Source organism: Candidatus Defluviilinea gracilis (assembly GCA_016716235.1).
In the GTDB taxonomy this organism is placed as follows: Bacteria; Chloroflexota; Anaerolineae; order Anaerolineales; family Villigracilaceae; genus Defluviilinea; species Defluviilinea gracilis.
In genome coordinates this window covers 296829-308859 of the sequence record JADJWS010000003.1, presented here as the reverse complement: position 1 = coordinate 308859, position 12031 = coordinate 296829, and the positions used below count along the sequence as shown (strand labels likewise).

Below are 12031 nucleotides of genomic sequence, written 5' to 3'. Positions count from 1 at the left end.
TGCCCGCCAACTGCGTAAGTCCTGCTACTATGACCATTTTATCTTCGACAGGATCGAAGCATATTCACAAGGCTGTTAAGAAAATACAGACCTGACTTTACCTGTCAGGTCTGTAAGGCGGGAAGGGAGGGATTCGAACCCTCGGTGGACCGGAGCCCACAACAGTTTTCGAGACTGTCCCATTCAACCACTCTGGCACCTTCCCGTATTTCGTGCGGCGGAGATTATAACTTATAATTCGGCGCTCTCGTGCATGTCGGGGTAAAAAACGTCGTGCATTCCCTGCGATGCGAGAATGTCCATGAATGGCGTGGCGGATTTTTCCTCGCCATGCACAAGAAATATCTTCCTGGCAGTCTTCTTGACTGTGGTCGCATACTTCACCAACAGATCCTGCCCCGCATGACCCGACAAGCCGCCGATCGTCGCCACTTCGGCTTTGACCGAATACGGTTCGCCGAAAATTTTGATCTGCTTCTCCCGGTCGGCGATTCGGCGCCCCAGCGTGTACGGCGCCTGCCACGAGACAATGCACACCGTATTTTTAGGGTCTTCGATATTATTGCGCAGATGATGCAGGATGCGCCCGGTTTCCGCCATGCCCGAAGCGGAGATGATCACCATCGGGTCGGTGCGCTTATTCAACGCTTTCGATTCCTCCACCGAGTGAACATACGTCAACATCTTGAAATTGAGCGCCGGGTGGCGCGCCTCTTCGATGAACTTGAGCGTCTCCGAGTCAAACACCTCGCGATGTCGCATGAAGATCTGCGACGCGTTCACCGCCAATGGACTATCCACAAAAACCGGCACATGCGGAACATCGCCGTCGTGCATCATCGTGTTTAGATGATAGACCAGTTCCTGCGTGCGCCCCACCGCAAACGCGGGGATGATCACTTTGCCGTTCCGCTTGATCGTCCGCCTCACCACATCGCGGAATTCGTCGAACGCGGCAGACGGGTCGTTGTGTTTCTTGTCGCCGTAGGTGCATTCCATCAACAAATAGTCAACAGGGTCAGGCATGACCGGGTCGCGCAACAACGGCAAACCGAATCGCCCAATATCGCCCGAAAACCAGAAGCGGGTTTTCTTCCCCTTTTCTTCGATCTCCAGTGAAACAGCGGCAGAACCGAGAATGTGTCCCGCTTCCACAAATTTCGCAATCACGCCGGGGATCGGCTCGAACGGCTGACCGTAATTCACGCCGCGGAACAAATCAGCCGCGTGTTGCGCATCCACCTCGGTATACAGCGGTTCGATCAACGGCTTGCCGCGTTCCAAATTTTTTCTGTTCACAAACTCCGCATCCGATTCTTGAATGCGGCCCGAGTCAGCCATCATCAACGTCGCCAAATCAACGGTTGCGAGAGTCGCGTAGATCGGGCCCTCATAACCCTTCTTGACAAAGTTCGGCAAATTGCCGCAATGATCAATATGCGCGTGAGACAAGATCACCGCGTCCACTGTGCGCGGGTCGTACATAAAGTTCAGGTTTCGAGAATAGGTTTCCTCTCTCCGCCCTTGATACAGCCCGCAATCCAGTAAGAGCCGATGCCCGTTAATCTCCAGCAAATGCTGGCTTCCCGTCACCGTGTGCGCCGCGCCATGAAAATGAATTTGCATTTCAGCCTCCGAATAAACCCAAAATTTGCATACCGTATAACTGGAATCGTCTCGGCGACTCTTTCATCGCTTCTTCGAGTTCGCCCAGGGTCTTTGGCGGATGCTCCGCAAACAGACCCAGATAGAGTTTAGGCAAGACGATATCCGACTCGACCTTCAACTCCTGCGCGACTTTCTTCCGCCACGCCTTCAACTTCTCGACCCGCCTCAACACCGCGTCACTCGGACGTTTAGGCTGGTCCAGTTTCACCAGCGGAGCCGCCGCCCCGCGCCTCGCCGCGGCAAGCATCTCTCCGCCCCACATGTGGATTTGCTTCGCGCTCAAACCGATATCCGCAAGATCAACGTCTTTCTCCGGCATTCGTTTCGCGATCTCCAGCAACAAGTTATCGTCAATCACTTTGAACGGCGGGCGGTCGAGTTTCTCGGCGATGTGATCGCGGCTGTGACACAATGCCGAAAGGACGGTCAACTCGCGCAGGCTCACGCCTTTCCGACTGCCGAATCGTTTCCATGACGAGCCGTTGAGTTTTTCTTTCGCGTCATCCACTTTGCATGCGCGCGCAAAATCTTCGAGAGCCAGCTCCCAGCGGTCTTTTTCGCGCAATTCCGTTTCCATCAAATCGCGCAGGATGAAGAGGTAGTGAGTATCTTGCCGGGCGTAAGCGATTTGAGCCAACGTGAGTGGTCTGGCGCCCCAATCCGCTTTTTGATAGCGTTTATCGATCTTCATTTGAAATTTTTCGGCGAGCAGTGTGTCTAACCCCACAGCGGGATACCCCAACACGCGCGCGGCTTGCATCGTGTCGAACAGGTTGCGAAACTCGAAGTCATAATCGCGCTTCAGACAGATCAAATCGTATTCCGAGGCGTGAAATATTTTCTCGATTTTTTTGTCGTTGAAGATCGGGGCAAGCGGGCGAAGGTCGGAAAAAGCGAACGGGTCAACCACGTAATCGTGCTTCGGCGTCGAAAACTGGATCAAACACACGCGCTCGCGATAGGCGTGCAGGCTGTTCGACTCGGTGTCCACCGCAATGCGCGGCTGTGACGATAAATCCGCCAGCATCTTGCGGAGCGATTGATCTGTGTTCACCCAAACAGGCGGGGCAAGGAATTCGGACATAAGGAACAACGGTATTGTAAACTCAAACCGCCGAATTAAGCCCCCGACTTTGGCGTTTGAATTTCCCCAACAGAAAATCATAAAATTGCTGGAGAAAATAACATACAACCAGCACAGTCAGCGACGACGGTAGCATCCTGAATAAGATCTGATTCTGCAATCCTTCTACAGGGAAGATACCTTCAAGGATTTTCCAGAATGGGCGATGAAATAAATACACAAAATAGGATGCGTATGAAATTCGAGTCACCCAACCCCACGGAGAGATAATCTCCAATTTTGCTACGACTGTAAATAGCAAGATGACATTCGAGGCGATGAACATGTAGGAAACGGCGATATAAAAAAGAGAAGCGGGGTCAGCCTCTGCGCGGAGGGCAAGCGAAAAGAGCCAAATCCCCAAGATAGCCAGAACGGTTTTTCCCATCATCCATTGCCCAGACAAAACGCCGCCAGACACATTCGGTTTTGCAAGAAGCAATCCCGTCAGGAATACAAAAAAATATTTAAAGAAACGAACGTCCAGCAATTCAGTTGTTCGATGAAGGATGAGAGCAAGAATAAACACGACAACCGAAACGATGAGCAATGATCTTACTTTTGGAGCGACCTTCCACAATACAAGAAAAACCCCATAGAAGAGAAGGATCGCGCCAACATACCAAAGCGTGAGAAGCGGCTTTACCAAACTCGGCGAAAAAATGAATTGTAGTCCAGCCAGCCAGACCGCTACATCGAACTTTGACTTGAACCCAAAACCCAAGACAAAAACATACAAGGCAAATGCAATCAGGTAAGGCGGATAAATCTTGATCAACCGAGATCGGAGAAAGGCATGGACGTTTCCGCCCGACCTTTGCAGAGACAATTCCATGAAGTACCCTGAAATAAAAAAGAAGCATCCCAACAAGAACGCTTCCAGATAGGGAGACAACACCTGCAAAGTTTTTCCTGAAAATTCAAGGCTGTAAAACCCGCTGTGATGGATCAACAACAGCACAATGGAAATCGCTCGCGCAACCTCAAACTCAGGCAATCGTTTCACCGACGCGCTCACAACGTCTTCTCCATCACCAGCCCATCTTCGCCGTCGTTGTAATATTTTTTCCAGATGTCAATCGTGCGATAGCCTTCTTTTTCATACAACGCGATCGCCCCATGATTGGACGCGCGGACGGTCAACTTCATGTTCGGCGCTTTGACTTGCGCTTCGCACGCCAGCAGTAACGCCCGCCCCACGCCGCGTCGCTGGAAGCGTGGATGAACCGCAATGGTGGAGATCCAAGCCGCCCCTTGAGAAGGACGCGTGTCGCCCGCCACGAATCCGATCATGTTGCCGTTGTCCATCGCCTTGAGTCGAACCACATCGGGCCATGAAAGAACGGCGATCAGGTCGAACAGCGACCACGCGTCTTTGTCAAAACAAGCATGTTCGAGTTTGCGGAGCGAGTTGAGATCGAGGATGCCTGCGGGAAGGATTTCCATGGGAGCGTTTTCTAAAAAAGAAAGTAGAAAGTGGAAAGACGCAACTCCACTTTCTACTTTCACATTTCTACATGCGAGCGTGACTGTCTATCTACCCGCCTACTTCTTCCCCAGGAAGTTATCCAACATACTCGTGAACTCCATCGGGAAGATGTACTTCGTGGAGGGGCTTGCGCCGATGGACTTGAGCGTTTCAAAATATTGAAGCGTCATCGTCTTCTGGTCAACGGCTTTCGCGGCGTTGAAGATCTGCTCGAGGGCTTGGGCAAACCCTTCGGCGCGCAACAACTGGGCGGCTCGTTCGCCTTCCGCCGCAAGGATGGCGGATTGCTTCTGACCTTCGGCGCGCAGGATGTTCGACTGCTTCTCGCCTTCCGCCACGTTGACGGCCGCTTCGCGCGTGCCTGTGGATTCGGTCACTACGGCGCGGCGGATACGCTCTGCCGACATCTGCCGGTTCATCGCATCCTGCACGTCGCGCGGCGGGATGATCTCGCGGATTTCGACGTTGGTCACTTTGACGCCCCAGCGTTCGGTCACTTCATCGAGACGCGTGCGGAGCATATTGTTGATATGTTCGCGTTCCGAAAGCACGTCGTCCAATGGGATACCGCCGATGACCGCGCGCAATGTGGTTGCCGCGATACCGGCCGCGGCCGATTCAAAGTTGCCGACCTGCAACACCGATTCGGCGGGGTCGAGCACTTTGTAGTACCACAGGAAGTCGATCGAGATCGGCGCGTTATCTTTCGTGATCGAGGTCTGGTGAGGCACCTCGCGCACTTGTTCGCGCAGGTCCACTTTGACGGCGCGGTCGATCACGGGGATTAACAACACGATGCCTGGTCCTTTCGGTCCGACACTGCGACCCAAACGGAAGACAACGAGACGTTGATATTCCGGAACGATCCGTATGGCATTGGCTAGGAAGACCAAGCCGATGACGAGGATCGCGCCAACTAAACATACGGCGCTGCTGGTAAGTAATTCCATAGTAGTTACTCCTTTGTGATGATTATTTATTCCTGCTTTTCAACAACAACGACAAACCCATCGCGCCGAACGACGCGAATCTTGCTCCCCGCCTTGATCTTACTCTCGCTGCGAGCCGACCACAACTCTTTGCCGACTTGCACGCTTCCCTCCTCGTGGATGTCTGTCCGCGCTTCACCTTCCAAGCCGATCAACGCTCCCAGATCATGCGTCGGCGTGACAAATGAGGCTTCCATCGCTTTGCGCGTGGCGATCCATACAAACCCGGCAGTCAGCGCGGAAGCGATCACCGCCACGAGCGGATTCACCGCCGGCAAACCGCCCTCGCGCGCAAACATAAACACCGAGCCGACGATCAGCAAAAGGATCGAAAGCGCGAGCGCCCATTCACGTTTCGGTTTTTGAAGCGCGTACACAAATGGCACGATACCCAAACCGATCACGATCAGCGCCCAAACATTGATGGACAGATTGTAGATGGCATAGCCTGCCAGCGCGAAGCAGAAGAACGCGCCGATCTCAAAGAACCCCGTGCCCGGCGTGGCGATAGCCATCAGCGCAAGAAATACTCCGCCTAGCAAAAAGAGATACGCGACATCGGGATCAAGTAGAAACTCCATGACTCCTCCATTTCATTATACAGCAAGATAGCGGTTTTGATTATTCTACGCAGCCTGGGCTGGCGCGTTGCGCAATTTCACGCTGGAATCGTTCTAGGTTAGAATAACCCTATACCAGATGCAAGGAGAAATATGCCGTGCCGACCTTTGAAGTTGGACTCGCCCGTTATTTTGCCGTCACAATTGAAGCCCAAACCCTCGAAGAAGCGTTAAAATTATCAGAGTTTTTTCTTGGGAATTGCAACGACTCATCCTCTGAAGAAGAGAGACAGGAATACAAGTTCCAAATTAAAGAAATTAAAATGGCTCAAAACGAGGCTTTTCAGCTTTAAAAAGGCCGATTCCGCATCGTGGCCAGAACTTACAGGCAATGAATTTCATAGATAAAATTATTCTTGGGGATTGCGAGAAAATCCTAAGCGGTTTTCCCGACAATTGTATTGATTTAATTTTTACATCGCCTCCCTACGCGGATCAACGCGCAAAAACATACGGCGGGATCAAGCCAGATGATTATGTAGAGTGGTTCCTGCCTAAGACCGCCCAATTCTTTCGTGTTCTCAAACCGACAGGCACATTCATCTTGAACATCAAAGAAAGGGTTGTGGATGGCGAACGTCACACCTATGTGATTGATTTGATTTCAAAAGCCCGAGAGCAAGGATGGCTGTGGACGGAAGAATTCATTTGGCACAAAAAGAATTCGTATCCTGGAAAGTGGCCTAACCGCTTCCGTGATAATTGGGAAAGATTGATTCAATTCAACAAGGGCAAAAACTTTGCAATGTACCAGGAAACAGTGATGGTTCCTGTTGGTTCCTGGGCAAAAGAACGCCTCGCCAAATTGAGCGACACTGACAAAACAAGAGATGAATCAAGAGCGGGGAGCGGTTTCGGGAAAAATGTTTCCAATTGGGTTGGAAGAGATAAGGTCTATCCTACCAATGTGCTTCACATGGCAACAGAAACTGGAAACAAGAATCATAGCGCCGTTTTTCCATTAGACTTGCCGAAATGGTTCATCAAACTTTTCACCAAACCCGGCGATATTGTATTAGACCCTTTTGTGGGTTCGGGCACAACCGCATTGGCTGCTATTGAATTAGGGAGGAGTTTTGTGGGGATTGACATCAATTCCGAGTACGTTACTCTTTCCAGAGAACGAATCGGGGAAAGCCAACTCAGACTGCCCGCAATTGCCGAGAAAAAGGCTAACTATATCGTTGCAAAGAACGGCAAACGCAGAAAGACGGGTAAAAAGTGAATGTATTGAATTTAGACGATGTCAAGGAATATGTTAACGATCATGTTGTTGACTTTCATAGAAGGCGAATAAAATCTTTGGAAGAACTAAGGCTTGAGAAACTGCTCACGAAAAATCCGTATCTTTTCAAGGCAAAAAATCTACGAACTCCAGAGTTGCTTGTGCGGGATCTGCTTTCCGCGTTTCTGTCATCCTCCGAAGAAAAATTATTCGGAGATTTCCTGGAAGGGCTAGCCGTTTTTGTTGCAGAGAGGACCTGCGGAGGTCATAAATCAACAGCGCAAGGAGTGGATTTGGAGTTTTTCAATAACGACACGCATTATGTTGTCTCGATAAAATCGGGTCCAAATTGGGGAAATAGTTCTCAACAAAGCAAACTTGAGCAAGACTTGCAGACGGCGACAGCGCGACTAAAACAAGCTAGGCGAAATCTAAATGTTCAATCGGTCTTAGGGATATGCTATGGTAAAACAAAAACAGCGTTCATCCGCGGATACATGAAGATCGTGGGTCAAAACTTTTGGTATTTCATTAGCGAAAATCTGGATCTCTATACCGATATTATCGAACCGATTGGACATCGCGCCAGAGAACACAACGAAAGTTTTGAAAAGGAACGCGACAAAATTATTTCCCGATTCTCAATTGAGATGGGAAATACTTTTTTCGATGCCAAGACCGGGGAACTCGATTGGGTTAAATTGGTTCAATACAATAGCGGCAATTACAATCGGTCGGAAGCAAATTAATTTTTCGTGGAGTCTTAGTGAAATTTAAAAAAATCTGTGTTCTCGGTCTCGGTTACATCGGTCTCCCCACCGCCACCATGTTCGCCACGCATGGCATCGAAGTCCACGGTGTGGACGTCAATCCGCGCGTGGTGGAATCGTTGCAAGCGGGCAAAATACACATCCATGAGCCGGGGCTTCAAAGCCTCTTTGAAGAGGCGATCAAATCCGGCAGGCTAACGGTATCCAGCCAGCCCGTCGAAGCCGACGCGTTCATCATCGCGGTGCCGACTCCGTTTCAGCATGAAAAATTCGGCGAGTACAACGGAATCCGATTCAAACTCGCGGACATGCGCGCGGTGACGTCGGCGACCGAGGCGATCCTGCCCGTCTTGCGGAAGGGCAACCTCGTCATCCTCGAATCGACATCGCCGCCTCGCACGACGGTCGAGCTGGTCGCGCCGATTTTGACTCGCTCCACCCTTCAAGCAGGGACCGACTTCCACCTGTGCTATTCGCCGGAGCGCGTCCTGCCCGGGCAGATCCTGCGCGAACTTGTGGACAACGCCCGTGTCATCGGAGGCGTCACGCCGGAGTCGGCGCGCGCCGGGCGCGATTTGTATGCCACGTTCGTCAAAGGCGAGATCCACGAAACGGACGCGACCACCGCCGAGATGGTGAAGATCATGGAAAACACCACGCGCGACGTGAACATCGCCATCGCCAACGAGTTCGCGCGGCTCGCTGAAAAATTCGGCGTAGATGTGTGGGAAGCGATTCGACTCGCCAATTTGCATCCGCGCATCAACATCCTCAACCCGGGACCCGGCGTTGGAGGTCACTGCATCAGCGTTGACCCGTGGTTCTTTGTCGAAGCCGCGCCGGAGTTTTCTTCGCTCATTTATCAAGCGCGAAAAGTCAATGATGAGCAACCAAATTTTGTTGTGGAAAAAGTGAGGCGGGCAATCGGCGAATTGAAAAACAAAAAAATCGCCGCCCTCGGACTCGCCTACAAACCCGACGTGGACGACTTGCGCGAAAGCCCCGCCGTTGAAGTGATTCACCTCCTTCAAAAAGAAGGAGCCATCGTCCATGCGTGGGAACCTTTTGCCCCAAACGCAAAACTCGAAGGCGTTGACATGGCATCCGATCTTGATTCCGCCCTCAAAGACGCGGATGCGATCCTTCTGCTCGTCAGCCATTCTCAATTCCGCACTTTGAATCCCGTCAGCATTGCGTCCAAAACCAAAGCAAGGATCGCAATTGACACGGTCAACGTTTGGAAACCCGAGCAATGGCAATCTACCGGCTTCGTCCTCCACCGCCTAGGCGATAACAAATCTCCAGCCCCTAATCTCCACTCTCCAATTCTCTAATTCTCTAATTCTCTAATCCTCATTTACCAATTACTATTTACCATTCACATCTCTCCTTATGAAAATCCTCTCCGTCTTCGGCACCCGCCCCGAAGCCATCAAAATGGCTCCCATCGTCCGCTTGCTCCAACAAACGGAGGGAATCGAAGCGCGGGTATGCGTCACTGCCCAGCACCGTCAAATGCTCGATCAAGCGTTGGAGTTGTTCGAGATCAAGCCCGAATACGACCTCGACTTGATGCGCGAAGGACAGACATTGGCGCAACTCAGCGCGGGGATTTTCACTCACCTCGACCCGGTGCTGGAAGAATTCAAACCCGATTGGATTCTGGCAGTCGGCGACACAACCACTGTCATCAACACCTCCCTGCTGGCGTTTTATCGCAAGATCAAATTCGGTCACGTGGAGGCGGGACTGCGGACTCACAACAAATGGCATCCGTTCCCCGAAGAGATCAATCGCCGCATTGCCACCGTCACAGCAGATGCGCACTTCGCGCCGACAGAATGGTCGAAGCAGAACTTATTGCATGAAGGCGTTGAACCTGAAACAATTTTTGTCACGGGCAACTCGGTCATTGACGCGTTGAAGTTTGTGGCAGATCAGCCAGAGCCGAAAGAGATTAGTGAGTTGTTGGAGAGAATAGAGAGTAGAGAATTGGCGAGCAAGCGATTGATTTTGGTAACAGCACACCGGAGGGAAAATTTTGGCGAGCCGATGGAAAATATTTGCAACGCGCTCAAACAACTCGCCTCGCGCGAGGATGTGGAAATTGTTTATCCCGTTCACCTCAACCCGAATGTGCAGGAACCCGTCAACCGAATCTTGAAAGACGTAACACGAATCACCTTGTTGCCGCCGCTGGATTATCTTCCGCTCGCGCATTTGATGAAACACGCCTCGTTGATCCTCACCGACTCGGGCGGCATTCAAGAGGAAGCGCCGACGTTTGGAATCCCTGTGCTGGTGATGCGCGAGACCACCGAACGCCCGGAGGGAGTGGAGGCGGGGATATTAAAGCTGGTGGGAACTGAAACAGACCGAATTACGAAAGAAGCGAATCGTCTGCTGGATGATGCGTCCGCGTACGCGCAGATGGCGAGGGCGGCGAATCCGTACGGCGATGGTCACGCGGCGGAACGAATTGTTGAAGCGTTATTGAAGGCGTAATATAATGTCTGCATGAGAGCAACCGGCACGCTTGGCGTTTGGGTTACGGTTCTTGTGTTGGCATTAGCCTCGTGCAATGCCCAGAACCCGCCTCATAGCGCGTACTTCAGCGAGACCGGGCATTTTGTGGAGGGAGGCTTTCTGCGGTTTTACAACAACGCGCCAAACCCCGAACTGGTATACGGTTTTCCCATCACGAGCCGCTTCACCTCCCGCGATGGGATGACAGTGCAATACTTCCAACGCGCCCGCTTCGAACTCGTCGTCGACGCCCAAGGGAATGAAACCGTTCGACTGACGCCCATCGGCGCGGCTCTCCACCAACCTGGCGCGCAACTAGAACCACAAAACTCGTCGGCATGTAAAACGATCTCCGGGTTTCAAGTGTGTTATGACTTCCTCAAGTTTTACAACACCAACGGCGGCGCGGAGCAATTCGGAAACCCAGTCTCGAACGCCGAGGAACAAAACGAAATTTACATCCAATATTTTGAAAACGCCCGTTTCGAATGGCGCGCGCAGGGAGAGCCAACCCGCGTGGAAATTTCTCAGCTCGGTCAAAATTATTTTGACCGCCTCGGTGAAGAGCGTTCGTATCTCATCCCGGCACAACCCCTCGACGCGTCCATTGCCCCGGTCGTCTCGTTCGATACCCGCGCCTTCGTGGCGCGATCCATCACCCGCGCAAACGACAACCAAACGGTTTCAGTTTTTGTGCAAGACCAAAATGCTCGGGGCGTGCCTGGAGCCAATGTAAATATTTCAGTGCAACTCCCCGATGGCAACGCGCAGACGTTCACCGCGCTCACCGACTCGCACGGCGTGGCGCGAATCTCGTTCGGCTTTACCGATCAACAACCGGGCGAGCTTGTTTCCATCCAGGTCCGCGTGGAAGCCGGGGGGCAAACTCAGCAGACAATCATCTCGTTCCGAATTTGGTATTAAATTTCCCTCAACGCAAACACTGGTCCGTCTTTGCAAGCCATCTTCCAACCAGACTTCGTGACGACGGCGCACACTCCGCATTCTGCGACTCCGCCACACGGGACCGGCGCGCGGATTAAAATCTCCGCTTCTTTCAACGTGGATGCCTGCTTCAGTTCCCTCAGCCTTTCCATCCACCCCGGCAGATTCTCGCGCGTCACATCGAACGCGGCGTAATCAGCCCACGCAACAACATCACCCAGAGCCGACAGCGGCTGGACTTCCACCTCATCGGGTAAATTCTCCACTTGCGAATCGCTGACGAAAACAACCGCCGCTCCTTGAGTCAACGCAGGGAGAATTAATCCGCGCAAGCGCGAGGGCGAGCTGTCCAGCGCGATCAGTCCAACTTTTCTGGCAGAGGCTGGCAACGCAAATCCATTTCCGAGCGGACCACGCAATGAAATTTCTGTACCGGGCATCCAAAAGTCGGGGACAGGCGAGACGATAAAACCTCCCGGCGCCGAATCCGTAAAATGGACTGGAACAGGCAGAGGCGCGTATGAATCGTCGCCGGCGAGCAAATATTGCCCCGGCGCGGGAGTTAATTCCGTTGGGCAGGAGACGCGCGCGGCGCGTCCTCCGTCTTGCAAAATCAATTCGATTATCCGTCCTCGTCCCGTATGCATAGCGCCATCGTATCATGGCGGTATAATTA

Annotated in this window: 13 protein-coding genes and 1 tRNA gene; 6 read left to right on the top strand and 8 right to left on the bottom strand. The window is 52.2% G+C overall.

Annotated features, from left to right (window positions below):
* Positions 1-118: 118 nt before the first annotated feature.
* The 7 genes from IPM31_15345 to IPM31_15315 form a co-directional block, all read right to left on the bottom strand.
* Positions 119-205, bottom strand: a tRNA-Ser gene (locus IPM31_15345).
* 26 nt (positions 206-231) lie between these two features.
* Entirely contained in the window at positions 232-1626 is a 1395-nt protein-coding gene (locus IPM31_15340; protein ID MBK9008357.1) for an MBL fold metallo-hydrolase, read from the bottom strand.
* A 1-nt stretch (position 1627) separates the two neighbouring features.
* Complete coding sequence (locus IPM31_15335) at positions 1628-2752, bottom strand: ribonuclease D (protein ID MBK9008356.1); 1125 nt, start codon at positions 2750-2752, stop codon at positions 1628-1630.
* A 22-nt stretch (positions 2753-2774) separates the two neighbouring features.
* Positions 2775-3809 carry an acyltransferase gene (locus tag IPM31_15330; GenBank protein MBK9008355.1) on the bottom strand — a complete coding sequence of 345 codons (1035 nt, stop codon included), beginning with the start codon at positions 3807-3809 and terminating at the stop codon, positions 2775-2777.
* A complete protein-coding gene (locus IPM31_15325; GenBank protein ID MBK9008354.1) occupies positions 3806-4237 on the bottom strand; it encodes a GNAT family N-acetyltransferase in 432 nt (143 codons plus the stop codon). Before IPM31_15325 ends, IPM31_15330 begins: the two co-directional genes overlap by 4 nt.
* 99 nt (positions 4238-4336) lie before the next feature.
* Positions 4337-5230 (bottom strand): SPFH/Band 7/PHB domain protein, encoded by an 894-nt coding sequence (locus IPM31_15320; protein ID MBK9008353.1) that lies wholly within the window; start codon positions 5228-5230, stop codon positions 4337-4339.
* 26 nt (positions 5231-5256) lie between these two features.
* Positions 5257-5850 (bottom strand): hypothetical protein, encoded by a 594-nt coding sequence (locus IPM31_15315; protein MBK9008352.1) that lies wholly within the window; start codon positions 5848-5850, stop codon positions 5257-5259.
* A gap of 137 nt (positions 5851-5987) precedes the next feature.
* On the opposite strand from IPM31_15315, the gene IPM31_15310 reads away from it, so the two are divergent.
* Genes IPM31_15310 through IPM31_15285 form a run of 6 tightly spaced genes read left to right on the top strand, consistent with a single transcriptional unit; the run spans position 5988 to position 11334 of the window.
* The gene (locus tag IPM31_15310; GenBank protein MBK9008351.1) at positions 5988-6182 is read left to right on the top strand and encodes a hypothetical protein; all 195 of its coding nucleotides are present in this window, start codon (positions 5988-5990) and stop codon (positions 6180-6182) included.
* 38 nt (positions 6183-6220) lie between these two features.
* On the top strand, positions 6221-7114 hold the full coding sequence (locus IPM31_15305; protein MBK9008350.1) for a site-specific DNA-methyltransferase: 894 nt from the start codon (positions 6221-6223) through the stop codon (positions 7112-7114).
* On the top strand, positions 7111-7863 hold the full coding sequence (locus IPM31_15300) for a cytosolic protein (GenBank protein MBK9008349.1): 753 nt from the start codon (positions 7111-7113) through the stop codon (positions 7861-7863). The genes IPM31_15305 and IPM31_15300 overlap by 4 nt, the downstream gene beginning before the upstream one ends.
* Positions 7863-9218: a nucleotide sugar dehydrogenase gene (locus IPM31_15295; GenBank protein ID MBK9008348.1), complete on the top strand. Its 1356-nt coding sequence runs from the start codon at positions 7863-7865 to the stop codon at positions 9216-9218. Before IPM31_15300 ends, IPM31_15295 begins: the two co-directional genes overlap by 1 nt.
* Positions 9219-9276: 58 nt before the next feature.
* Positions 9277-10389, top strand: coding sequence for a UDP-N-acetylglucosamine 2-epimerase (non-hydrolyzing) (gene wecB, locus IPM31_15290; protein MBK9008347.1), 1113 nt, complete (start codon positions 9277-9279; stop codon positions 10387-10389).
* Positions 10390-10401: 12 nt separating this feature from the next.
* Entirely contained in the window at positions 10402-11334 is a 933-nt protein-coding gene (locus IPM31_15285) for an Ig-like domain-containing protein (GenBank protein MBK9008346.1), read from the top strand.
* On the opposite strand, the gene IPM31_15280 is transcribed toward IPM31_15285, so the two are convergent.
* Entirely contained in the window at positions 11331-12002 is a 672-nt protein-coding gene (locus tag IPM31_15280; GenBank protein MBK9008345.1) for a hypothetical protein, read from the bottom strand. The two genes, IPM31_15285 and IPM31_15280, sit on opposite strands and share 4 nt — an antisense overlap.
* Positions 12003-12031 lie beyond the last annotated feature (29 nt).

Bases quoted from the DNA above. Each gene is read 5' to 3' on its own strand.
- IPM31_15305 (MBK9008350.1), top strand. From the start codon at position 6,221: ATGAATTTCATAGATAAAATTATTCTTGGGGATTGCGAGAAAATCCTA.
- IPM31_15340 (MBK9008357.1), bottom strand. From the start codon at position 1,626: ATGCAAATTCATTTTCATGGCGCGGCGCACACGGTGACGGGAAGCCAG.
- IPM31_15280 (MBK9008345.1), bottom strand. From the start codon at position 12,002: ATGCATACGGGACGAGGACGGATAATCGAATTGATTTTGCAAGACGGA.
- wecB (MBK9008347.1), top strand. From the start codon at position 9,277: ATGAAAATCCTCTCCGTCTTCGGCACCCGCCCCGAAGCCATCAAAATG.
- IPM31_15335 (MBK9008356.1), bottom strand. From the start codon at position 2,752: ATGTCCGAATTCCTTGCCCCGCCTGTTTGGGTGAACACAGATCAATCG.
- IPM31_15320 (MBK9008353.1), bottom strand. From the start codon at position 5,230: ATGGAATTACTTACCAGCAGCGCCGTATGTTTAGTTGGCGCGATCCTC.
- IPM31_15285 (MBK9008346.1), top strand. From the start codon at position 10,402: ATGAGAGCAACCGGCACGCTTGGCGTTTGGGTTACGGTTCTTGTGTTG.
- IPM31_15315 (MBK9008352.1), bottom strand. From the start codon at position 5,850: ATGGAGTTTCTACTTGATCCCGATGTCGCGTATCTCTTTTTGCTAGGC.
- IPM31_15325 (MBK9008354.1), bottom strand. From the start codon at position 4,237: ATGGAAATCCTTCCCGCAGGCATCCTCGATCTCAACTCGCTCCGCAAA.